Raw genomic sequence first — 22,949 nt, forward strand, 5'->3', positions numbered from 1 at the left:
CCAGTACGGTCGGTCGGCGCGTCAGACTTCGCCCGACGCCGGTAGTTCCCGATCGCCACGCCCGCGGCGGGCGGCGACGCCCTGGATCACCAGGGCGTACAGCACCAGCACGAGTACCGGCGCGGCCAGCGGCGCCCAGGCCAGGCGCAGGGGGACGAGGGCGGCGAGGACAGCGGCCGCCGTGAAGCCGACCGCCCCGGCCACCGACGGGATCGTGGTGGGCACCACGCCGTGCGGCGCGGTTACCGTGGCGGCGTTGAGCAGGTAGGTCGTGGCCACCAATCCCGTCGCGGCGGAGGCGAGCACACCCGCGTCGGCGATGACCAGCACGCCGAGCGCGAGCAGCACCGCGCAGACCGCCAGCGGCCGCAGCCACCAGCCGAGCCCGACGACGACGAGGGCGGGAACGCCGACCCACGGCTCCAGCAGCGCCACCGACGTCGCCAGCAGCACGCCGGAGAGAACGGCGAGGAATTTGGTCATCGGCGCACCCGCACGGTCCTGCGGTGCTCGGGAAGCGCCCGCACGATCTGGTCCAGGCGCGCGTCTTCCGGCCAGGCCACGATATCGACGCCGACGGTGCCCATGTCCCGGTACATGGCCGCGCGCTCGAGCTGCCACATCTTGGCCAGGATCGGGTCGAGATCGTCCCGGAACGGCGTGCCGCGCAGCACGTCCACCACGACCACCACGTGTCCGCGCTTGCGCAGGTCGATCAGCGCGAGCGCGAACTGGGTGTCCAGCAGCGTGGAGAAGGCCACCACGATCGCACCGAGCGGCACGGCCGCGTGCGGCGCGAGGGTGCCGGTGGTCGGAATGTGCTCGTCGCCGACGTCGAGCACGGTGTCGACGATGCGGTAGAACTGACGGCGTCCGATGTCCGGGCGCAGCCAGCGCGGCGCCTGTCCGAGGCAGACCACCGCGGTCCGGTCGCCGGCCTGCAAGGTCGACTGCACCACCTGCGCCGCGCCGCGCACCGACAGCTCCAGCGAGTCGGTGGCCGGTCCCGGCGCCTGCTGTGAGGTGTCCACCAGCACCACGACGTCCGCGGAACGGTTGGTCAGCCGTTCGGTGACGTACAGCCGACCACGCCGCGCGCTCACCGGCCAGTTCACGATGCGCAACTGGTCGCCGGGCGCGTAGGCGCGGATGTCGGCGTACTCCACGCCGGGCCCGTGCCTGCGGGTCAGGTGGGTGCCGAGCCGCTCGGGAAGTTCGGTGCGCGGCAGGCGCATCCGCTGCGGATCGGTGATCGGATACACGAACAGCTGGCCCGCGGGCAGTACGACGGTGGCGACCGCGAGCCCGGCCGGGCTCAGCGCCGAGACCCGCACCGACACCGGGTAGCGCCCCCATCTGCTCGCCGAGAGCGCGAGCCGCAACCCGGCGGGGGCGATGCCGGAATCGCTGGCCTCCTCGACCTGCATCGCCAGCCCGGTGCAGCTCTGCGGTTTCAGGCGCAGCAGCGCGTGCCCCTTCTCGACGAAGGCGGCGACGGTGAGCAGCACTTCCTCGGTCTCGAAACAGCGCAGCGTGCCGCCGCCGTCGACCTGGATCCTCGTCGAGGACTGCTGAAACCGCGCGGTGGCCAGCACGCCCAGCAGCGGCGCGGCGAACACGAGCAGCTGCCATCTGCCGAGGGCCACCGCGAGCACCAGGGCCACCGCAGCGCACCCGGCGAGCATGAAGACCAGCGGTGCGGGCCGCCACCGCAATTCGGCGTCGACCGCGGAGCTGGCGTCGCGGTGCCTCATGTCACGGTGGCGCGCGGGACCGGCAGACGGCGCAGCAGTTCGGTGATCACGTCCTCGCCGCGGATGCGGCGCACCCACATCTCCGGCCGCAGCGTGATCCGGTGCGCCATGGCCGGTATCGCCAGCGCCTTCACGTCCTCGGGGATCACGTAGTCGCGGCCGAGCAGCAATGCCCGCGCCCGGGACATCTGCACCAGATCGAGTTCCGCGCGCGGGCTCGCGCCGACTTCGACCTGCGGGTGCCCCCTGGTGGCCGACGCCAGCGCGACGACATAGCTCACCACGTCCGGGTGCACGGTCACGTATTCGACGGATTGCCGCATCTCCAGCAGTCCGTTCGCGTCCACGACCTGGTTGACCTGCGGCTGCTGCGAGCCGCGCTCCAGCCTGCGGCGGATCATCCTGGTCTCGTCCTGCTCGGACAGATACCCCAGCCGCAGCTGGATGGCGAACCGGTCGAGCTGGGCTTCCGGCAGCGGATAGGTGCCCTCGTACTCGATCGGGTTGTCGGTGGCCAGCACGACGAACGGTTGCGGCAGCAGGAACGTCTCGCCGTCGATGCTGACCTGTCCCTCGGCCATCGCCTCCAGCAGCGCGGCCTGCGTCTTGGGCGGGGTGCGGTTCACCTCGTCGGCCAGCAGCAGGTTGGTGAACACCGGCCCGCGGCGGAAGGTGAACCGGCCGGTGGACATGTCGTAGATCGTCGACCCCAGCAGGTCGGCGGGCAGCAGGTCGGGGGTGAACTGCACGCGGTTGAATTGCAGCCCGAGCGCGGCCGCGAACGATCTCGCGATGAGCGTCTTACCGAGGCCGGGTAAGTCCTCGATCAGCACGTGCCCACCGGACAGCACGGCGATCATGATCAACTGCAACTCGTCCTGCTTGCCGACCACGACCCGGGACAGCTCCCGGAGCACGGCCTCGCTGCGCTGGATGGTCACGTCCATCGGCATGGTCATTTGTGTACCCGCACTTGCCTCAACCCATTTCACATTCTCTGCAGGCGGCTCAGGATCTCGTCCAGCGCCGCACGTCCCGGTGCCCTGCTGGTCTGATCACGAAGGGCCGAATTGGCCGGATCCACCCAGCGCCACAATTCGGGCCCGAACTGGTGGATGCCCGCGGCCTCGACCGCTCGGCGGTTCTTCGCCACTCGCTGGCCGCTGGAGAGCTCGAACTCCTTGGCGAGCAGCGGACGCAAGTGCCGGTCCCAATCGGCACGGGTACCGTCCGCCCGGTCGGCGAGCATCTGCGCCCTGGCGTGCCAGCGTTGCAGCATCTCCGCCGGACCGTTCTCCATGTCCTCGACCTCGTCGTCCCCGGCCTCGGAGCGCTCGAACAGCGACCAGACCAGCCAGCCCAGCGCCACCGCCACCGGGATCCCGGCGACGATCAGCAGCAGCCCGCGGGCGCGCTCGACGGCCACCAGCTCGATCACCGCGACGACGATCACGCCGGTGATCATCACCCCCATCCGGTTCACGGGATGTCCTTCCTCGCCCGGCCGGTCATGCGGGCACCTCCCCTTGCAGGTCGGCGAGCACGATGCGCAATAACTGCTCGGCCCGCATGCGCTGCCATTCGAGCATGGCGTGCGGGCTGAACCTGGCCTCCTCGAACAGCGCGACCAGCTCGCGAGCGGACGCGTCGTGCAGCGCGCCGCGTTCGAACGCGCGGGCCAGCACTTCCATCGGGGTGTCCGAGGCGAGCGGAGCGGCGGAACGGTCGGAGGCCAAGCCGCGCTCCATCGCGACGTAGCAGGCGATGATCGCGGTGCGCGGGTCCTGACCCGGGGCGCTCATCGCGGCCAGGCCCATCTCGGCCGCGCGTGCCAGCGAGTCCGCCACGGTGGGCGCCGCCGCGGGCGCGGGCGCGGCCGCGGCCGCGGGCTTGCGCCGGGACGACACCGCGACCACGACCAAACCGCTCATCGCCACCGTCACCAAGCCCGCCGCCGCGATTCCGGCCAGCACCAGCGCCGTCCCGGTCAGCTCCGCCGACCTCGGGTCGTATTCGGTGGGCGGTGTCGACGTCCCCCGCTCCGGGGCCGCTCCCGTGGTGGTGGCGGGCGCCGCCGGGCGCGCGGGCTCACTCGGCCTGCTCGCGCCGATGAAGTAGATCGCCGACGCCGCCGCGAGTAGCACCCCGAGCAGCGCGAGCGCGCCGAGCACCACCAGGCCGGTCCGCCCGAGACGCCACTGCCTGCGCTCGTCCTCCCGTTCCGGCTCGGGCATGGCCAGCGGCAACCGGTGCTGGCTGGCGATCACCCCCGCCAACAGGATCACGATCGACACGGTCAGCAGCACCGGCATGAGCGCGACCGACAAAGCGGACGGTACGTGCCTGCGCGGCCCGGCTTCGGTAATTCCTGGGATGTATCCGTGCAGAGCGATGGCGGCAAAAGCCAGCAGCGTGATCAGGACGATCACGCGCGATATCGGCGCTCGCGCCCGGGCCACTGGCTACCACCAAATCTGAGTACTGCACAAAACAGCCACATAGTTACATGCCGGGCGGTCGGCTCGGGATGGAATGGAATACTTCGGAGTCCCTCCTCTTAAACCGCACCCGCGTGAGGAGCCGGCGGGCCCTCCGGAGCGGCGGCGACTACCGGGCGATTTCGGTCGAGGACTGGGACAATTCACAAAGCCGGCTCGCCAAACGTGAGATATCCGGCACTTCCCGGACGTCCCGCACCAGCTCATCGAGCACCGAAGACGCGACGACGACGAGTTCGCAATCGGAGTCGTAGAGAACGTCGACGAGGTTCACGAAACGCATCGACCAGGCGGGCGGAACTTCGCACAGCGGGGGTACATCTCGTATTTCCCAGTGCGGAAATCGTTGGGCCAGCGCAACATAATCCGCCGCGGATGTTGGGACACCGCACAATTCGGCGAAGTCGATGACGAGAGCGCCGCCGTCTACGGCAATGGCGCGCAATCTCCGCGTGCCGATCGAAATCTCGACCGGTGATTCATCGTCACGTTGTGCCGCATCGCGTTTCCAGACGCCGGTGGTCGCCGTCGACAGCGTCTTCCGAGCCGCCGGATCCACGAGATATCGACCGGCGGCGAATCCGGTGCGGGAACCACGCGAGCCCGAGCAGCGATAGTCGATCGCGCCGTCGACGGCCACCACGTCCATGCTCGCGAGAATCCGCTCGATCGTCGGCACGAACCGGTTGTGGAACAGCGGATTCGGCAACAGTTCGCCCGGCGGATAGTTCGAGGTCACCACCAGTGCGATCCGGCGGGCGAACAGCGCGTCGAGCAGTCGCGCGATCAGCATCGCGTCGCCGATGTCGTGCACGTGGAATTCGTCGAAGCAGACCAGCAAGGCATCGCCGAGCAGCGCGTCCACCGCGGCGTCGATCGAGCCGGACGCGTGCGCCGCGGCGTGCAGACCGGCGAAGAACTGGTGGAAGTGATAGCGCCGCTTACGATCCGAGGCGACCTCGGCGAAGAACCGATTCATCAGCATGGTCTTGCCGCGACCGGGTCTGCCGTGGAGGTAGACGCCGCGGCGGCGCCGGACCGGCCGGCCGCGCCGATCCACCAGTTCGCGCAACCGCGCCGCCGCCCGCGCCTGATCGGAATCCCACTGGATGATCTCGGGTTCCATGACACCTCCTCGTCCTCTACATTTGTAGAGGACGAGGCCGCTCCGCGGCAGGAAGGGTGATCATGTCCACAGGCGACCGGCGCGCGCTCCTCGTCGACACGGCTATCGAACTGATCGCGGCCAGGGGACTGCGCGCGCTCACGCACCGCGCGCTGGACGCGGAGCTGGGCCTTCCCGCCGGATCGGCTTCCTACTACTTCCGCAGCAAACGCGCGCTCATCGAGGGCATCGTGGACCGGATCACGACCCGATCCCGCGACGATTTCGCCGCCGCACTCGCGCCGACCGGTGCTATAGCGCCGGAATCGATCGCCGTGGCCATCGCCTCTTGGCTGGACCGGCTACTGGCCGAACGGCGCGCGCACCTGATCGCCCGGCACGCTCTGCTCATCGATTTGCTGGACGATCGCGACCTGCATCCCCGGCTCGTACGCAGCCTGTTCTCCACCGACCGGGCCCGAGACCTCTTCCGCGCGATAGGTGCGGCCGACCCGGACACCCGAGCGGACGACTTCGTCGCCGTCGTCGAGGGAGCCGTCTTCGACCGCTTCGCGGGCAACCGCACCGCCCTGCGCCCGGACACAACGGAAAGCGTGCGGCAGCTCGCCCGCATCCTCGCCGCACACCTGAGCGCGTGACCGCCGCCGCTCAGCGCGGCCAGCCCCGCTGACTGTAGGTCTCGCCGGTGAGGTAGCCGCGGATACCGGCGGCCGGATACTGGATGAGATTCTCCGGCAGCTTCGCGAGCGGAAACCACCGCAGTTCGTAGGACTTGTCGGGCTCGCGGTTGACCGGCTCACCCGCCCAGCGGCGAGTCTCGAAGAACAACCCGATCCGGTCTTCTCGCCCGGTATCGACGACATGCGCGGAATGGACGTGCCGCAGATCCGCCGGGTCGATCAGCACGCCGACCTCCTCGCCCGCCTCGCGGACCGCCGCGGCGAGCGCGGACTCCCCCGCCTCCAACTTCCCGGCGGGCAGGTGCCACAACCCGTCGAACTCGTCCGCGCTGCGCCGCCTGCTCAGCAACAACTCCGCGCCGCGCAGCAACAGCACATGCACGTCCACTACATGCCGGACCACCACCGGCCCCAACCTACGCGCCGCCGCGATTCACCCGAGGCGGTACCGACACCCGGTCAGCACTTCGCACCCGCCGTAGCGGGTGCGAAGCAAGACCCGAGTACGCGAAGCGAGGATCAGCCGGTGGTGAGGACCAGGCCGGAGGTGGGGACACCGGTGCCCGCGGTGACCACGATGTTGGTCAGGTCGGAGACCGGGTTGACCGAGGTGCCGCGAATCTGGCGCACGGCCTCGGCGATGCCGTTCATGCCGTGGATGTACGCCTCGCCGAGCTGGCCACCGTGGGTGTTGAGCGGCAGACGGCCGCCGGCCTCGATGGCGCCGCCCGCGATGAAGTCCTTCGCCTCGCCCCGTCCGCAGAACCCGAGCTCCTCCAGCTGCATGAGGACGAACGGGGTGAAGTGGTCGTAGAGGATCGCGGCCTGCATGTCCTCCGGACGCAATCCGCTCTGCGCCCACAGCTGGTCACCGACCAGGCCCATCTCAGGAAGACCGGTCATGGCGTCACGGTAGTAGCTGGTCATCACGTATTGGTCGGCTCCAGAGCCCTGGGCGGCAGCGGCGATCACGGCCGGACGCTGCGGCAGATCGCGGGCCCGCTCGGCGCTGGTGACCACGATCGCGACGCCGCCGTCGGACTCCTGGCAGCAGTCCAGCAGATGCAGCGGCTCGGCGATCCAGCGGGAATTCTGATGCTCCTCCAGCGTGATCGGCTTGCCGTAGAAGAAAGCGGCCGGGTTCACCGCGGCATGCTTGCGGTCGGCCACGGCCACTCGGCCGAAGTCCTCGCTGGTGGCCCCGTAGACATGCATATAACGCCGGGCGACCATCGCGACCTGCGCGGCCGGCGTGCCCAATCCCTGCGGGTAGGACCACCCCGCGTCGATGCCCGACGATGTGGGCGCGGTGGCCAGCGCCGTGGAGAACTGCCCGAAGCGCGACACCGACCGCTCGTTGAACGCGCGATAGGCCACCACCACATCGGCGATTCCGGTGGCCACCGCCATGGCGGCCTGCTGGATGGTGGCGCAGGCCGCGCCGCCGCCGTAGCCGATGTGGCTGAAGAACTTCAGCTGCGGAATGCCGACCGCCCTGGCCACGGCGGCCTGGGTGTTGGTGTCCATGGTGAACGTGGTCAGGCCGTCCACGTCGGCGGGCGTCAGGCCCGCGTCGGCCAGCGCGGCGGTGACCGCCTCGGCGGCCAGGCGCAATTCACTGCGGCCGGAGTCCTTGGAGAAGTCGGTGGCCCCGATGCCGACGATGGCGGCGCGGCCGGAAATGCTCTGCTCAGACATCGGCCCTCCGCAACGCGATGACGGCCGTGGCCGTGATGTGGTCGCCGAGACTGTCCTTGCCGACCACGTCGATGTGGATGTCGTCGCCCTCCAGCGCGCTCACCGTGCCGGTGAGCGTCAGCGTGTCCCCGGCGTACAACGGCACGCCCAGGCGCAACGCGATCGACTTGACGACGGCGCGCGGGCCCGCCCAGTCGGTGACGAAACGCTGCACCAAACCGGTGTCGGTCAGGATGTTGACGAAGATGTCCTTCGAGCCGCGAGCGACAGCCTTGTCCCGGTCGTGGTGCACGTCCTGGAAGTCCCTGGTGGCCAAGGCGGTGCTGATCACGAACGTAGGGTCGGCGTGGATCACCAGCTCGGGCAGCACCGTGCCGACGCGCACGGCGTCCGGTGCCACGGCGGCGGTCATGAGACCACCTGCCAGACCGGCAGGCTCGCCTCGTCGTCGAGCTTCTCGAAGCCCACCTCGACCGGCAGGCCGACCCGCACCTCGGCGGGGTCGATGCCGCGCAGTTCACCGAGCATGCGCACGCCTTCCTCCAATTCGACCAGCGCCACCACGAACGGCAGCTGCCGCCCCGGCACCTTCGGCGCGTGGTGCACGACGTAACTGAACACGGTGCCGCGCCCGGAGGCGACGACGTAGTCGGTCGGCTTCGACTTGTCCTGCCAGATGGCCGGGATGGGCGGATGCCGCAATGATCCGTCCGGCAGCCGCTGGATGCGCAGCTCGCCCGCTTTCGTTCCCGCCCAGAAGAATTCGGTGTCCCAGGAGACCAGCGGTTTGACCCGCTCACCGGCGGCGGGTCTCGGCGCCGCGGTGCCGGGGGCGAATTTCAGCAGGCGGAACAGCATCTCGGCGACCACCTCGTCACCCACCCGCCAACTGGTCCGGAAGGTGACGAACCATCCCTCGCCCAGCGCGGTGCGCTTCGGGCCGCGGATATCCGACAGCGTGCTGGTGACCGAGACCTGCTCGCCGACCTCGAGGTAGCGGTGGTAGGTCTGCTGACAATCCGTGGCGACCACGGAGGTGTAACCCGCCGCGTCGAGCAGCTCGGTGGCCGCGCCCATCGGGTCGTCGGCGGGGCGGGAACCGTTGAGCCCGAACATGGTCCACACCTGGGCCATGGCGGGCGGCGCGACGACGCCGGGATGACCCGCCGCACGCGCCGCCTCCTCGTCGACATAGATCGGATTGGCGTCGCCGAGCGCCTCGACCCAGTTGTTGATCATCGGCTGGTTCACCGGATCACGCCCGAAACGGGGCGCGCACTCACCCGCCGCCCGAATGGCCTCGGCTGCGGCGATGATCGCTTCCGGAGTAGTGGTTTCCGGCACGCGCGGCTCCTTCACTCGTTATCGGGGTACTCGCGGCAACCGCAGTCCGGACGAGGCGACCAGTTCGCGCATCACCTCGTTGACGCCACCGCCGAAGGTGACCACCAGGTTCTGCTTGGTCCTGCGGTCCAGCCAGGTCAGCAGTTCGCCGGTGGCCGGGTCGGCCGGGTCGCCGTAGCGGCCGATGATCTCCTCCGCGAGCCTGCCCGCCTCCTGGAGCGATTCGGTGGAGTAGATCTTGGTGGCGGACGCGTCGGCGATCACCTGGGCCTGGTCACCATCTACCGTCGCGGCCACCTGCCAGTTCAGCAGCTCGTTCAGCCGCACCATGGCGTGGATGCGGCCCAGCGCGCGCCGCACGTCCGGTTCGGCGAGCACGCCGCGCGGTTGCGCCCAGTCGCGCACTCGGTCGTAGAGCTGTTCGATCTTGCCGGACGGCCCCAGGCTCACCCGCTCGTGGTTGAGCTGCGTCGTGATCAGCTTCCAGCCCCGGTCCTCCTCGCCGACCAGCATGTTCGCCGGGACGCGCACATTGTCGAAATAGGTCGCGTTGGTGTGGTGCGCGCCGTCGCAGGTGATGATGGGCGTCCACGAGTAGCCGGGATCGGCGGTGTCCACGATCAGGATCGTGATGCCGCGGTGGCGTGACTCGGTCGAACCGGTGCGGCAGGCCAGCCAGACGAAGTCGGCCTCGTGCGCGCCCGTGGTGAAGATCTTCTGCCCGTTGACGATCCAGTCCCCGGACTCGTCACGCACCGCCGACGTGCGTAGCGAGGCAAGGTCGGTGCCCGCCTCCGGCTCGGAGTAGCCGATCGCGAAATGAATGTCGCCGGACAGGATCCCGGGCAGGAACCGCTGCTTCTGCTCGTCCGTGCCGAACTGCTGCAAGGTGGGTCCGACGGTCAGCAGCGTCACCAGCGGCAGCGGGACGTCGGCCCGGACCGCCTCGTTGAAGAAGATCTGCTGCTCGACCGGCCCGAAACCCTGGCCGCCGTATTCCTTGGGCCAGCCGACGCCGAGCCACCCGTCGCGCCCCATCCGGCGCACCACGGCGCGGTAGGCGTCGCCGTGCCGGTTCACCGCCATCTCGGCCTCCTCCACGGGAGTCACGAGATCGGCGAAGTAGGCGCGCAGTTCGTCGCGCAGCCGGCGTTGCTCACTGGTCAGGTCGATGAACATCCGGCCCCCAATCGATCGAGCCGGAACGACGCGCCGCCCAGCCAGCGGGCGATGTCCTTGGCTTGTGAGTAGTAGCGGTGCATCGGGTGGGTCATGTCCACGCCGAGGCCGCCGTGCAGGTGATGGCACTTCTGCATGGCCGCGGGCAGTTGTTCGGCGACGGTGTAGGCCAAGACCGCCAGGTCGTCGTCGGTGCGCTCGCGGTGCTCCCGGCTCGTGTCATCCTGTGCGAGCGCCCAGTTCGCCGAGACCGCGGCGACGTGCAGGGTCCGCGAGACGACGTACAGGTCCGCGATCTGCTGGGCCACCGCTTGGAACTCGGCCAGCGGCCTGCCGAACTGGTGACGGGTGCGCAGATGCTCCGCCGTGAGCGTGATCGCCCCTTTGAGCAACCCATCGGCCACCGAGCCGATGGAAGCGAGCGCCAACCGGTGCAGTTCGGCCAAGCCGTTCGGCCACAACTGTTCGGCGGGTATCTCCACTCGATCCAGCTGCACGGTGTATTCGGGGATGCCGCCGGAGACGGGAGTCGGCGTCAGCGTGAGGCCTTCGGCCTGCGCGTCGACGAGGGCGATCCCGGAATCGGTCGGCACGAGCAGCCAGCTCGCCTGCTCGGCGTAGGGCACGGCAACCTTGCGCCCGCTGATGCGCACGATGTTCCCGCTGGTGACCGCGATGGTCTTCGGTTCGACGGTGAAGGGCGACGCGGCTTCGCTCAGCGCTGCCGTGACCACCGTTCCCTTGGCGATGTCGGGCAGCACCCGCGCCCCGACGCTCTCCGGCGCGCTCGCCACCAGCGGCAGCACGCCGAAGCCCAGCGTCGGAAGGGCGGGTACCGCGACCGCGTCCGTCGCCAGCTCGGTCAGGAGAGCCGCCACCTCGAGCAGCCCCATGCCGTCACCGCCGTGCCGCTCCGGTACCGCGACGACAAGCAGTCCGGAGTCGACCAATTTCGGCCACAGTTCCATATCGCGAGCGGCTTCCCGCTCCAGCAAACTCACGACGACCTCGGCCACCGCGTCCTGGCCCTCGTCCCTGGTGAAATCCACATTTTCTCCCGGTTGTCGGCGACTAGCTGTTCACGTCGCGAGGCAGCCCGAGAATCCGCTCACCGGCCACGGTGAGCAGGATCTGCTCAGTTCCACCAGCGATCGATAGACAGCGCGTGAGCAGGAATTCCTTCGCTGCTTCGGAATCCTGCGCGCCGGAAGGCCCTGTCGTCTCGACAGCGAATTCCGCGACCGCTTGGCGGTGGCGCACCCCGACCAATTTGCGAACACTACTTTGTGCCCCCGGGTCGCCCCCTACCAGCAACTTCACTGCGGCGCGTTGCTCGAGCAGAAGCCCGGCGACGGCCTCGGCGACGAATCCGCCGAGCCGGTCGTTCACCATTTCGGCACCGGGGCCGGTGGCGGGCGATTTCGCGATCAGCTCTTCGAGCACCGGACCGATCCCGTTTCCACCCATGGCGACCCGCTCGGTCGCCAAAGTGGAGCGAGCTATTTTCCACCCATTGTTCAACGCGCCGACCACGCAATCATCGGGCACGAACACGTCATCGAGGAACACCTCACTGAAACGCGCCTCCCCGGTGATCTGCACCAGCGGCCGCACTTCGAGTCCGGCGCTGTGCATGTCGACCAAGAAGTACGTGATGCCACGGTGTTTGGGCGCATCCGGATCGGTGCGCGCCAGGCAGATGGCCCAATTCGCCTTGTCCCCGAGCGAAGTCCACACCTTTTGGCCGCGCAGCACCCAGCCGCCGTCCGCCTTCTTCGCGGTGGTGCGCAACGCCGCCAGATCGGAGCCCGCTTCGGGTTCGCTGAACAGCTGGCACCAGACCACATCGCCGCGCAAGGTCGCCCAGGCGAAGCGCTCGATCTGCTCCGGGGTCCCGTGTTGCAACAGCGTCGGAATCGCCCAGCCGCCGATGGTCAGATCCGGCGCGGTGAGCCCGGCGCGGCGCAGCTCCTCGGAGATCACCAGACCGGTCATCGGGTCCGCGGCGCGTCCATACGGCCGCGGCCAATGCGGCATGACCAGACCCGCCTCGACCAATGCGTCGCGCTGCCGATCGGCGGGCAGTGCGGCGATCCGCGCGACTTCGGCGGCCAGCTCCTGCGCGCTGTCGCCGTCCACGGCCACGCCCTCCTCTGCGAAGACCCGGTCGGCGCCGGTGGTGCGCCGCAGGCCCTGACGGGTCAACTCGGTGACCCGCGCCCGCCAGCGCGCCGAGCCGCCGAGCAGTTGCCGCAGTGCCGTCGCCCGGCGCAGGTACAGGTGCGCGTCGTGCTCCCAGGTGAAGCCGATGCCGCCGAGCACCTGGATGCAGTCCTTGGCGGTCTCGACCGCGGCGTCCAGGGCGATCGCGGCCGCGATGGCGGCGGCGATCGGCAGCTCGGCGCCGCCGTCGTCCACGGCGGCCGCGGTGTCGGCCGCCACGGCGCGGATGAGCTCGGTGCGGCACAGCATCCAGGCGCAGATGTGCTTGACCGCCTGGAACGAACCGATCTTGCGGCCGAACTGCTCGCGCACCTTGGCGTACTCGACCGCGGTCTCCAGACACCAGCCCGCGAGGCCGGACAGTTCGGCGGCGACCAGCGCGACCAGCAGATCCCCGGCGGCGTGCGGCGCGACGAACACGTGTTCGGCGGGCACGCGCAGATCGGCGCAGTGCACCCGGGCCAGCGGCGTGCTCGGATCCAGCGGCGCCAGCGCCTCCACGCGCAGACCGACGGCATCGGGCGGGACCAGGCACCACCGCTGCCCCTGCGGTTGATCGATCGGCAGCAGTACGGCGGTGCCGGGGGCGGCGCCGAGCACGGAATCCCAGATACCCGTGAGCAACACGCCGTCGCTTGCGGCGGGTACGCTCACCGTCGAACCGACGACGAAGTCGAGCGCGACCCCGCAGGGCAGGTCCTCGTCGAGCCGGCCCGCGGTGATCAGATTGGCCAAAGCCGTTGCGAGCACGGGGCCGCCGACCAGGTCGTGGGCCGCCTGCTCCACCAGCACGGCCAGATCGGAGACCGACCCGCCCGCACCGCCCGCGTCCTCGGCCACCGCGACCCGGAAGATCCCGATCTCGGCCAGTGCGGGCCAGTAGGCGCGCCAGAAGTCGGCCGCGCCGGTCCGCATTGTTGCAATTGGACGGACCGAGGCCGCCCATCCGCGCATCGACTCCTGAACGGCTTTATGCTCGTCAGTGGTGGCGATGGTCACACTCCATACCGCCTTTCCGGCGTGACTCCCACACCTAGAACATGTTCTAATATCCTAGCCGGGCGGAAGTCAAGAGACCATCCCGCCGCGGCGACACCGCGCACGCAGCCGACGAAACGACGTTTCCGGAAAGGACTTTCATCAATGGCCAGTCCGTCCCGATCGCAGCCAGCCGACTCGAGCGCGGCCCGGCCCGCGGCCACGGTCACCACGCTCAGCGAGGACGAGCTGAGTTCGGCGGCGCAGCGTGAACGGCGCAAGCGGATCCTGGACGCGACCTTGGCACTAGCGTCCAAAGGCGGTTACGACGCGGTCCAGATGCGCGCGGTGGCCGAGCGCGCCGACGTCGCCGTCGGCACGCTGTACCGCTACTTCCCGTCCAAGGTGCACCTGCTGGTCTCGGCGCTGTCGCGCGAATTCGAGCAGATCGAAGGCAAACGCAAGCCGCTTGCCGGGCAGTCCCCGCAGGAGCGCATGCACCTGCTGCTCACCCAGATCACCCGGATGATGCAGCGCGACCCCCTGCTCACCGAGGCCATGACCCGGGCGTTCATGTTCGCCGACGCCTCCGCCGCGGCCGAGGTGGACCGCGTGGGCAAGGTGATGGACCGTGTCTTCGCGCGGGCCATGAACGACGGCGAGCCCACCGAACGGCAGCTGGCCATCGCGCGGGTGATCAGCGATGTGTGGTTGTCGAATCTGGTCGCTTGGCTGACTCGGCGCGCCTCGGCGACCGACGTCACCGAACGACTCGAACTGACCGTCGACCTCCTGCTCGGCGAACGCAACCAGTAAGCTCTGTCGGGATCTCTCAGCGCACATCGAGCGAATTCGGCCCCGGCCACCCGCCGGGCCCGAAGATCTCCCCTGTGCTGGGACGAAGCTCACCCGCTCCGATCCCGTCGCCGTTAGCTGGGCAGATCCACCGGACACCGGTTCAGCACCTGCGTTATCGTGCGCACGCGGACCGGCGCGCTTCTGTGCGGCAAATTCAACACAGTATTGTTTTGCCCGCCCCCTGAAAAAATCCTCCGATCACTAGGTTGGATGCGTGAGCGCACAGGATCTGCCACTGGAACTTCGCCGTGCACTGTCGACGGTCGCGCGCGTGCCACGGCTACTGGTCGCATCGGACTACGACGGGACACTCGCGCCCATCGTGTCCGACCCGGCCAAAGCCTTTCCCCATCGGGAATCGGTGAGCGCGTTACGAGCCCTCGCCGGCCTGACCGGGACCACGGCCGCCGTGATCTCCGGTCGCGCGCTGCGAGATCTCGCGGCGCTGTCCCGACTGCCCGTCGAGGTGCAACTGATCGGCAGCCACGGCTCGGAATTCGACGTGGGCTTCGTGCACGCGATCGACAACGACGCCAAGCATCTGCTCCAAGAGGTGCAGACGGCGCTGAACCAGGTCGCCTCGGACAATCCGGGGGTCACCGTCGAGATCAAGCCCGCCAGCGTCGCGTTGCACGTGCGCAACGCCAGCCCGGAGATCGGTCATCGCGCGCTGTCGCAGGTCCGGCTCGGTCCGGCGTGCTGGTTCGGCGTGCAGGTCACCGAGGGCAAGTCGGTGATCGAGCTGGCCGTGGTGCAGACCGACAAGGGCACGGCGCTGGACACGGTGCGGCATCAGGCGGGGGCCTCGGCCGCGGTGTTCTTCGGTGACGACGTCACCGACGAGAAGGCGTTCCGGGTGCTGTCGGGTCCCGACGTCGGCATCAAGGTCGGCGAGGGCGAGAGCCTGGCCAAGTTCCGGGTGGACAGCACCGAGGCCGTCGCCTGGGCGCTGGCCTACCTGCTGGAGGAGCGCCGGACCTGGCTTGCGGGCGCGAGCGCGCCGCGCATCGAGCGCCTGACCATGCTGGCCAGCCCGCGTTCGGTCGCGCTGCTCACCCCCGACGCCACGGTGACCTGGTTCTGCCACCCGGAGCCGGATTCCGCCGCGGTGTTCGCCCACCTGCTCGGCGGGCCGCAGGGCGGTCACTTCACCATCGAGCCCGAGCGCCCCGGCCTGCCGCTCTCGCAGCGCTACGTCGACGGCACGATGACTGTCGAAACCCGCTGGGCGAAGTTGCAGGTCACCGACTACCTGCCGCACGACGTGGCCTCCAACCGCACCGATCTCACGCGGGTTATCACCGGCGACGCGAAGGCCGTGGTCACCTTCGCCCCCCGGCCCGAGTTCGGCCAGGTGCCGGTGAACCTCGAAGCGCAGGACGGCGGGCTGCGCGTGCACGGCACGAACGATCCGATCGTGCTGCGCTCCCCCGGCGTGCGGTGGGAGATCGTCTCGGACGGCACCCACGAATCGGCACGGGCCGTGGTCGACCCGTCCAAGGGCCCCATCGTGCTCGAACTACGTTGCGGCACCACCGATCTCGACCCCGCCGCCGCGGGTGAGGCGGAGCGGCGACGAGAAGCCCAGCGGTACTGGTCGGAGTGGGCTTCGAAACTCACGCTGCCGCCGCTGAAGCCCGACCTGATGAAGCGTTCCGCGCTGACCCTGCGCGGCCTGGTGCATGCCCCGTCCGGTTCGATCCTCGCGGCCGCGACCACCTCGCTGCCGGAGGACATCGGCGGCGTGCGCAACTGGGACTACCGCTACTGCTGGCTGCGCGACGCGGCGCTCACCGCGCAGGCGCTGGTCTCGCTCGGCTCGCTCACCGAGGCCGAGGACTACCTCGGCTGGGTGCACCGGGTGCTGGAGACGTTGCCCGGCCCCGAGCGCCTGCACCCGCTGTACACGCTCTACGGCGAGACGCTGCCGCCGGAGGCCTCGATCGACCAGCTGCCCGGCTACGCGGGCTCGCGCCCCGTGCGCGTCGGCAACGCGGCCAACATGCAGGTGCAGCTGGACGTCTTCGGCCCGATCGTCGACCTCATCGCGACCCTGGCGCACGCCAGGGAGCTGCGGGGCGTCACCGCTCCGGCGGAGGTGCTGCCCGACGCCGACTGGGACCTGGTGCGCGCCATGGTCGCGGCGGTGCAGCGGCGCTGGCAGGAGCCCGACCACGGCATCTGGGAGATCCGCGGCAACCCCCGCCACCACGTGTACTCGAAGGTGATGGGCTGGCTGACCGTCGATCGGGCGCTGACCCTGGCGCAGAAATTCGACCGCGAGATCGACCCGGCCTGGCCGGTGCTGCGCGACACCATCGCCGACGAGGTGAAGGCGAAGGGCTGGAACGACGAGGTGCAGTCCTACACCGCGGCCTACGACGGCACCGACCTGGACGCGGCGACCCTGCACATCGGGTTGAGCGGCCTGATCGACCCGTCCGACCCGCGCTTCGCGGCGACCGTCGTGGCGACCGAGGCCGAGCTGCGCAGCGGGTCGACCGTGTACCGGTACCACCACGACGACGGCCTGCCCGGCGGCGAGGGCGGCTTCCACCTGTGCGCGGCCTGGCTGGTCGAGGCGTACCTGCTGATCGGGAAGCGCTCCGACGCCGAGGCGCTGTTCGCCCAGCTGGTCGACGTCGCGGGCCCGACGGGGTTGCTCAGCGAGGAGTACGACCCGGTGGCCGAACGCTCGCTGGGTAACCACCCGCAGGCGTACAGCCATCTCGGTCTGTTGCGCTGTGCGCAGCTGCTCGGCCAGCCGGTGGAGGCCGCGCTGGTCTGACCCGCGCATCGCGCCGAGGGCCCGCGAACGAGGAATCGTTCACGGGCCCTTCGTATTTCGCCTTTTTCGAGGGCTTCACATCCTAGCCTGCGACGATCCCTGCTAGAGTTAAACGGGAACGATTTCCATTATGATCTAGAGCACTGCCAGGAGTACCCCCACGTGAGAACCGGATTTGCCATCACCTGCGCAGGCATCGCCGTGGGGGTCGCCTCCGCCCTGACGCTGACCGCCTGCGGTAGCTCGACCGACGACGGACGGCCGTCCGTCGTAGCCTCCACCGACGTGTGGGGCGATATCGCCGCCGCCATCGCGGGCCCCGACGCCGCCGTCCGGTCGCTGATCACCGATCCGTCCGCCGACCCGCACTCGCACGAGACCTCCGCCGTCGAGTCGGCCGAACTCAGCGATGCCGACCTCGTGGTCTACAACGGCGGCGGCTACGACGAGTTCGCCGAGAAGGCGGTGGCGGGCACGAACAAGCGCACGGTGGACGCGTTCGCCTCCCGGGCGGACCAGAGCGACGAGAACGAGCACGTCTGGTACGACGTGCGCACCGTCGGCGTGGTCGCCCACCGGATCGCCGCCCAACTCGGCGAACTGGATCCGGACAAGGCCGCGGCCTACGCCGAGCGCGCGAGGACGTTCGAGAACGGGCTCGCGGCGGTCACCGCCATCACCGGCAAACTCGCCGCCGAACACCCGAGAACTCCGGTGTTGCAGACCGAGCCCCTCGCGCACTACCTCGTGGCCGCCGCCGGGGCGGATGACCTGACTCCGCACGAGTTCCAGGAAGCCGTCGAGCAGGAGACCGACCCGGCGCCCGCGGCCGTCGCGGCGACCCAGGACCTGCTCACCGGTAAGCGGGTCCGCGCCTTGATCTACAACGTGCAGACCGAGGACAAGATCACCAAGGACCTGCGCGGCACCGCGCGGAACGCGGGCGTCGCCGTCGTCGAGGTGACCGAGACCCTGCCAGAGGGCGTGGATTACATTCAGTGGCAGACGAAGAACGCGCAGGCGCTGGCCGCCGCGCTGGGCTGAGCAGATGAACGAGGGAGCCGCGCTGACCGAGCACACCGCCGCGGTGGAACGGCGGCGATCGAACATCGGTGAGGACTCGGCCGCGGTGCGGCTGGAGGCCGCCCGCTTGTCCTTCGGGGACCGAACCCTCTGGGCGGGGCTGGACCTCACCGTCGCACGGGGTGAATTCGTCGCAGTGCTCGGACCGAACGGCTCCGGCAAGACCTCACTACTGAAAGTGTTGCTGGGCCAGGTCGGCCTGAGCTCCGGCACAGCTCGGATCGCGGGCTCTCCCGCGCGTACCGGCAACCCCGATATCGGCTATGTACCGCAACAGAAGACGATCGATGCCGGAGTGCAGCTGCGCGGCGTCGACCTCGTCGGACTCGGCGTCGACGGGCATCGCTGGGGACTCGGTCTGCGCTCGCGCGCCGAACGCAGACGCAAGGTGGCCGCGGCCATCGCCGACGTCGGAGCGGAGCACTTCGCCCACGCGCCGCTGGAATCCATGTCCGGCGGTGAGCAGCAGCGCCTGCGGGTGGCGCAGGCGCTGGTCGGTGATCCGAAGGTGCTGCTGTGCGACGAGCCGTTGCTCAGCCTCGACCTGGCGAATCAGCGACTGGTCGCCGAGCTGATCGATCGCCGTCGGCGCACCCACGACACCGCGGTGCTTTTCGTGACGCACGAGATCAATCCGATCCTGCCCTTGGTGGACCGGGTGCTGTACCTGGTCGACGGACGGTTCCGGATCGGGACGCCGGAGGAAGTGATGACCTCGCCGGTGCTGTCGGAGCTGTACCGCACCCAGGTGGACGTGCTGCGGGTCCGCGGTCGCCTGGTGGTCGTCGGCACCGGCGACACCATGGACGCGCTGGGCACCGCGGGCGGTCACTGTCACGGACCCGCGGGCGACGAGTTCGCACCCGGCGGTTCCGCGCAGGATGGGGCGACGGCGACGAGCGACGCGAGCGACTCGGCGAAGAGGCAGCACGCGGACTCGGCCGACTCGCAAGCCCGCGAACCGGCCGACCGATCGTCGACGGCCGACCCGGTGACGAACGGGGCCGCACCGGCCGAGCGAATCCCGGCGACTGCTCACCCGGCCTCGGACCAGTTGACGAACACTGGTGACCCGACCTCGCCCCAGTCGGCTCCGCGCTCGATCTACAACGCCGCGGGAGAACGATCGCCCGCTGGGCCGCGGAACGGCAACGGTAACCGGCCGGCCGCGGATCCCGACGAGAGTGGAGTGCGCTCGTGACCGACAAGCTGTCCAGCGTCCTCGGCAAGATGCTGGACTTCGGCACCACGGCGAACCTGCTGTCCTACGGATTCGTCCAGCAGGCGCTGCTCGCCGCGGCCCTGCTCGGCCTGCTGTCCGGAGTGATCGGCCCGCTGATCATCAGCAGGCAGATGTCGTTCGCCGTGCACGGCACCAGTGAGCTGTCCCTGACCGGGGCCGCCGCCGCGCTGCTGGCCGGTGTGGGAGTCGGTTTGGGGGCCATCGCGGGGTCGGTGGTCGCGGCGGTGTTGTTCGGCCTGCTCGGCACCCGGGCGCGCGAGCGCGATTCGGTGATCGCGGTGGTGCTTTCGTTCGGCCTGGGTCTCTCGGTGCTTTTCCTGTGGCTTGGCCCCGATCGCGCGGGATCGAAGTTCTCGCTGCTGACCGGTCAGGTGGTCAGCGTCGGCAACAACGGCCTCGGCCTGCTCGCCGTCTGCACCGCCGGGGTGATCGCGGTGCTCGCGTTCGTCTACCGGCCGCTGCTGTTCGCCAGTTCCGATCCGGAGGTGGCGGTGGCGCGCGGAGTCCCGGTGCGGGCGCTGTCCATCGTGTTCGCTGTGCTGCTCGGCATCACGGCGGCGTTCGGCGTGCAGATCGTCGGTGCGCTGCTGGTCCTCGCTCTGCTGATCACTCCGGCCGCCGCGGCCGCCCAACTCACCGCGGACCCGATCCGGGCGACGGTGCTCGCCGTGCTGTTCGCGGAGATCGCCGCCGTGGGCGGCATCCTGCTGTCGCTCGCGCCGGGCGTACCCGTCTCCACCTTCGTCACCACCATCTCGTTTCTGATCTACCTCGCCTGCCGCCTGCTCGGGGCCCGCAACCGCAGGCTCGCCCGCGCCCGCTGAGCGACCGCGAACCCAGCTCAGGGCGCTACCACCGAAAACTTCTTTGATGGCAGCCGCCTTCAGTCGTTCCGCGGCGTTTTCGTATGCTCGAGGCACCGCGACCCCGAACGAATGGTGACCAACGATGATCGACTTCGCGATTCCCGCCGACCTCGCCGCCGAACGCGACCGAGTACGCCGATTCGTCATCGACAAGATCGTCCCGTACGAGCGGGATCCGCGCCTGACCTCGCACGGCCCGACCGATGAGCTGCGGCAGGAACTCGTCGAACTCGCCCGCGCCGAGAAGTTGCTCACCGTGCAGGCGCCCGAGTCGCTCGGCGGGCGCGGCCTGACCCACATCGAGCAGGCGGTCATCTACGAGGCGGCGGGCTGGTCCACGCTCGGCCCGATCGCGATGAACTGCGCGGCGCCCGACGAGGGCAACATGTTCCTGCTGTCCAAGGTGGCCGACCCCGACCAGGTCCAGCGTTTCCTGGCCCCCGTGGTCGCGGGCCACCAGCGTTCGGTCTTCGCCATGACCGAGCCCGACGGGGCGGGCTCCGACCCGGCCCAGCTGTCCACCGCGGCCACCTTCGACGGCGAGAACTTCACCATCAACGGCCGCAAATGGCTGATCACCGGGGCGAACGGCGCGAAGACCTGGATCATCATGGCGCGGCTCGCCTCGAACCCGCACCTGCCCGAGGGCCCCACGCTGTTCCTGGCCGACGGCGACGAGCCCGGCATCGTCATCGAACGCACGATGAACACGATGGACCGCAATTACGTCGCCGGGCACGGTGTGGTCCGCTTCGACAACCTGGTCCTGCCCAGGGAGGCATTGCTCGGCGAGGCGGGCCAGGCGCTGCGCTACGCCCAGCTCCGGCTCGCCCCGGCCCGGCTGACCCATTGCATGCGGTGGCTCGGCGCCGCCGAACGCGCCCAGAGCATCGCGGTCGAGCACGCACGCACCCGCACCGCGTTCGGCAAGCCGATCGGCGAACACGAGGGCGTGTCGTTCATGCTGGCCGACAACGAGATCGCGCTGCACCAGTGCAGGCTGACCATCTGGCACGCGTGCTGGCTGATGGACAACGGCGAGAAGGCGCGGCACGAGAGTTCGATCGCGAAGTCGTTCGTGTCCGAGGAGCTGTTCAAGGTCGCCGACCGGTGCGTGCAGGTGCTCGGCGGCATCGGCATCAGCGACGAGACCGTGGTCGAGATGATCTTCCGGGACATGCGTGCCTTCCGGCTCTACGACGGCCCGACCGAGGTGCACAAGTACGCCATCGGGCGCAAGGTGCTGCGCGGATAGCCGAGGACTTTCGGCCCCGGGTCAGCTCCGCGTCCGTCGGCTAACATCCTGTGGCATGAGTTCGGAACTGCACGTCGACGTCTCTCAGGGCGTCGCCGTGCTCACGCTCAACCGGCCCGCCCAGCAGAATGCCTTCACCCCCACGATGGCCGCCGAATTGGGTGCCGCGTTGCGGCGCTGCGATTCGGAAGACGCCATCCGTGCCGTGATCGTCACCGGCACCCCGCCCGCGTTCTGCGCGGGCGCGGACCTATCCAACCGGGTGGGCGAGGTCAGCGCCACCATCGATCCGCCGCCGTGGCGAGTGCGCAAACCGGTGATCGCGGCCGTGAACGGTCACGCGGTCGGCATCGGCCTCGCCTTGGCCCTGCAATGCGACCTGCGGTACATGGCGCGCGACGCGGTGTACGGGCTGAACCAGGTGCGCCGCGGCGTCCTGGCCGACGGCTACGCGCACTGGACACTACCCAGGCTGGTCGGCATGGCCAACGCCGCCGACATCATGCTGACCGGGCGCACGTTCGACGGTGACGAGGCCAAGGCTATGGGCCTGGCCAACAGCTCACTGCCCGCGGGCGAGGTGCTACCCACCGCGCTGGCCATCGCGCACGACATCGCGAACGGCTCGGCGCCGCTACCGGTGGCCCTGTCCAAGCGGCTGCTCTGGGAGGGGCTCGGGATGAGCCCGGCCGTGGTGGGTCAACTGGAAACCGACCTCAACCAGCACGCGACCAAGAGCATCGACGGCGGCGAGGCCATGGCCGCGTTCCGAGACCGCAGGCAGCCCAGCTGGTCGGGCAGCGTCAGCACGGAATGGCCCGCGTGGGACGCCGCGGGGCGCGAACGCCCCAGTTTGGATTAGGTCCGCCGAGGACAGCGCTTCGGACGCTCCGCCGGTCCGCGTACCAACAAATGCCCGGTGAAGTGGACAGGCTCGGTCCGGCGGCACCGCTCAGGCGTTACCGCCGAGCAGGATGAACAGGAACAGCACCGCAAAGATGATCATGAAGAGAGTGCCGGCGACGCCGAGGACATAGCCGACCAGCACCTGGGTGCGGCCGCCATACGCGCCACCGGATTCCTCGATCTGGTCGAGCGCGCGTCGTCCCAGCGCCCACGCCACCGGCCCCAGCACCCCGCAGCAGAGGACGCTCGCCGCGCCGAGAAACAACACCGCCGTCGCGTTCGGATGCTCGACCGGCTGACCGATGGGCTGATTGGGTATCACCACCAGCCGAATTCTACTGTGCCGTGCCGCCTCTCCGTGTTCTTCAGCCGTACGCGTCGGGGCTCGCGGGATTTCGGGGCAACTCTTGCGGTCGGTGACGCTCACGCCGGGGCGAACACTGGGAGTTGACCATGTCTTTGCGAGATCA

21 protein-coding genes and 1 pseudogene are annotated in these 22,949 nt (G+C 69.5%); 8 read left to right on the top strand and 14 right to left on the bottom strand.

Annotation, left to right across the window (positions count from 1 at the left end; genetic code table 11):
• Positions 1 to 21: 21 nt before the first annotated feature.
• The 6 genes from ABZ420_RS10535 to zapE form a co-directional block, all read right to left on the bottom strand.
• Entirely contained in the window at positions 22 to 483 is a 462-nt protein-coding gene (locus ABZ420_RS10535) for a hypothetical protein (RefSeq protein WP_357119905.1), read from the bottom strand.
• Complete coding sequence (locus ABZ420_RS10540) at positions 480 to 1,754, bottom strand: DUF58 domain-containing protein (protein ID WP_357119908.1); 1,275 nt, start codon at positions 1,752 to 1,754, stop codon at positions 480 to 482. The genes ABZ420_RS10535 and ABZ420_RS10540 overlap by 4 nt, the downstream gene beginning before the upstream one ends.
• Positions 1,751 to 2,713 (bottom strand): MoxR family ATPase, encoded by a 963-nt coding sequence (locus ABZ420_RS10545; RefSeq protein ID WP_040864571.1) that lies wholly within the window; start codon positions 2,711 to 2,713, stop codon positions 1,751 to 1,753. Before ABZ420_RS10545 ends, ABZ420_RS10540 begins: the two co-directional genes overlap by 4 nt.
• Positions 2,714 to 2,742: 29 nt before the next feature.
• The gene (locus ABZ420_RS10550; RefSeq protein WP_357119994.1) at positions 2,743 to 3,228 is read right to left on the bottom strand and encodes a hypothetical protein; all 486 of its coding nucleotides are present in this window, start codon (positions 3,226 to 3,228) and stop codon (positions 2,743 to 2,745) included.
• Between the two features lie 34 nt (positions 3,229 to 3,262).
• Entirely contained in the window at positions 3,263 to 4,183 is a 921-nt protein-coding gene (locus tag ABZ420_RS10555) for a DUF4129 domain-containing protein (protein ID WP_357119911.1), read from the bottom strand.
• Between the two features lie 178 nt (positions 4,184 to 4,361).
• Positions 4,362 to 5,378 carry a cell division protein ZapE gene (zapE, locus tag ABZ420_RS10560; RefSeq protein ID WP_357119915.1) on the bottom strand — a complete coding sequence of 339 codons (1,017 nt, stop codon included), beginning with the start codon at positions 5,376 to 5,378 and terminating at the stop codon, positions 4,362 to 4,364.
• Between the two features lie 62 nt (positions 5,379 to 5,440).
• On the opposite strand from zapE, the gene ABZ420_RS10565 reads away from it, so the two are divergent.
• Positions 5,441 to 6,016 (top strand): TetR family transcriptional regulator, encoded by a 576-nt coding sequence (locus ABZ420_RS10565; protein ID WP_357119918.1) that lies wholly within the window; start codon positions 5,441 to 5,443, stop codon positions 6,014 to 6,016.
• Positions 6,017 to 6,026: 10 nt separating this feature from the next.
• On the opposite strand, the gene ABZ420_RS10570 is transcribed toward ABZ420_RS10565, so the two are convergent.
• From ABZ420_RS10570 to ABZ420_RS10600, 7 genes are all read right to left on the bottom strand, one after another.
• On the bottom strand, positions 6,027 to 6,464 hold the full coding sequence (locus ABZ420_RS10570; RefSeq protein ID WP_357119921.1) for an NUDIX domain-containing protein: 438 nt from the start codon (positions 6,462 to 6,464) through the stop codon (positions 6,027 to 6,029).
• Between the two features lie 113 nt (positions 6,465 to 6,577).
• Complete coding sequence (locus ABZ420_RS10575) at positions 6,578 to 7,756, bottom strand: lipid-transfer protein (RefSeq protein ID WP_062968838.1); 1,179 nt, start codon at positions 7,754 to 7,756, stop codon at positions 6,578 to 6,580.
• Positions 7,749 to 8,168: a MaoC family dehydratase gene (locus tag ABZ420_RS10580; RefSeq protein ID WP_357119925.1), complete on the bottom strand. Its 420-nt coding sequence runs from the start codon at positions 8,166 to 8,168 to the stop codon at positions 7,749 to 7,751. The genes ABZ420_RS10575 and ABZ420_RS10580 overlap by 8 nt, the downstream gene beginning before the upstream one ends.
• Entirely contained in the window at positions 8,165 to 9,100 is a 936-nt protein-coding gene (locus tag ABZ420_RS10585; protein WP_357119929.1) for an OB-fold domain-containing protein, read from the bottom strand. The genes ABZ420_RS10580 and ABZ420_RS10585 overlap by 4 nt, the downstream gene beginning before the upstream one ends.
• Before the next feature lie 18 nt (positions 9,101 to 9,118).
• Positions 9,119 to 10,279 carry an acyl-CoA dehydrogenase family protein gene (locus ABZ420_RS10590; RefSeq protein ID WP_357119932.1) on the bottom strand — a complete coding sequence of 387 codons (1,161 nt, stop codon included), beginning with the start codon at positions 10,277 to 10,279 and terminating at the stop codon, positions 9,119 to 9,121.
• The gene (locus tag ABZ420_RS10595; RefSeq protein ID WP_357119934.1) at positions 10,264 to 11,328 is read right to left on the bottom strand and encodes an acyl-CoA dehydrogenase family protein; all 1,065 of its coding nucleotides are present in this window, start codon (positions 11,326 to 11,328) and stop codon (positions 10,264 to 10,266) included. Before ABZ420_RS10595 ends, ABZ420_RS10590 begins: the two co-directional genes overlap by 16 nt.
• A 22-nt stretch (positions 11,329 to 11,350) precedes the next feature.
• Positions 11,351 to 13,501 (bottom strand): acyl-CoA dehydrogenase family protein, encoded by a 2,151-nt coding sequence (locus tag ABZ420_RS10600; RefSeq protein ID WP_357119938.1) that lies wholly within the window; start codon positions 13,499 to 13,501, stop codon positions 11,351 to 11,353.
• 144 nt (positions 13,502 to 13,645) lie between these two features.
• Here ABZ420_RS10600 and kstR point away from each other — a divergent pair, with 144 nt between their 5' ends.
• The 7 genes and pseudogenes from kstR to ABZ420_RS10635 all read left to right on the top strand — a co-directional run bounded on the left by kstR (position 13,646) and on the right by ABZ420_RS10635 (position 22,435).
• The gene (gene kstR, locus ABZ420_RS10605; protein ID WP_040864563.1) at positions 13,646 to 14,296 is read left to right on the top strand and encodes a cholesterol catabolism transcriptional regulator KstR; all 651 of its coding nucleotides are present in this window, start codon (positions 13,646 to 13,648) and stop codon (positions 14,294 to 14,296) included.
• 256 nt (positions 14,297 to 14,552) lie between these two features.
• Positions 14,553 to 17,126 carry a trehalose-phosphatase gene (gene otsB, locus ABZ420_RS10610; protein ID WP_357119941.1) on the top strand — a complete coding sequence of 858 codons (2,574 nt, stop codon included), beginning with the start codon at positions 14,553 to 14,555 and terminating at the stop codon, positions 17,124 to 17,126.
• Between the two features lie 162 nt (positions 17,127 to 17,288).
• Positions 17,289 to 18,170 carry a zinc ABC transporter substrate-binding protein gene (locus ABZ420_RS10615; protein WP_357119944.1) on the top strand — a complete coding sequence of 294 codons (882 nt, stop codon included), beginning with the start codon at positions 17,289 to 17,291 and terminating at the stop codon, positions 18,168 to 18,170.
• A gap of 4 nt (positions 18,171 to 18,174) precedes the next feature.
• A pseudogene (locus ABZ420_RS10620) lies at positions 18,175 to 19,038 on the top strand (metal ABC transporter ATP-binding protein); the annotation flags it as partial.
• Positions 19,039 to 19,406: 368 nt separating this feature from the next.
• Positions 19,407 to 20,276, top strand: coding sequence for a metal ABC transporter permease (locus tag ABZ420_RS10625; protein WP_357038184.1), 870 nt, complete (start codon positions 19,407 to 19,409; stop codon positions 20,274 to 20,276).
• Between the two features lie 124 nt (positions 20,277 to 20,400).
• On the top strand, positions 20,401 to 21,573 hold the full coding sequence (locus tag ABZ420_RS10630; RefSeq protein ID WP_357119947.1) for an acyl-CoA dehydrogenase family protein: 1,173 nt from the start codon (positions 20,401 to 20,403) through the stop codon (positions 21,571 to 21,573).
• Between the two features lie 55 nt (positions 21,574 to 21,628).
• The gene (locus tag ABZ420_RS10635) at positions 21,629 to 22,435 is read left to right on the top strand and encodes an enoyl-CoA hydratase-related protein (protein WP_357119950.1); all 807 of its coding nucleotides are present in this window, start codon (positions 21,629 to 21,631) and stop codon (positions 22,433 to 22,435) included.
• A gap of 90 nt (positions 22,436 to 22,525) precedes the next feature.
• Here ABZ420_RS10635 and ABZ420_RS10640 read toward each other — a convergent pair whose 3' ends face one another.
• On the bottom strand, positions 22,526 to 22,906 hold the full coding sequence (locus tag ABZ420_RS10640; protein ID WP_357119953.1) for a DUF4190 domain-containing protein: 381 nt from the start codon (positions 22,904 to 22,906) through the stop codon (positions 22,526 to 22,528).
• Between the last annotated feature and the right edge of the window lie 43 nt (positions 22,907 to 22,949).

Origin of the sequence: Nocardia sp. NPDC005745 (assembly GCF_040630775.1) — a bacterium.
In the GTDB taxonomy this organism is placed as follows: Bacteria; Actinomycetota; Actinomycetes; order Mycobacteriales; family Mycobacteriaceae; genus Nocardia.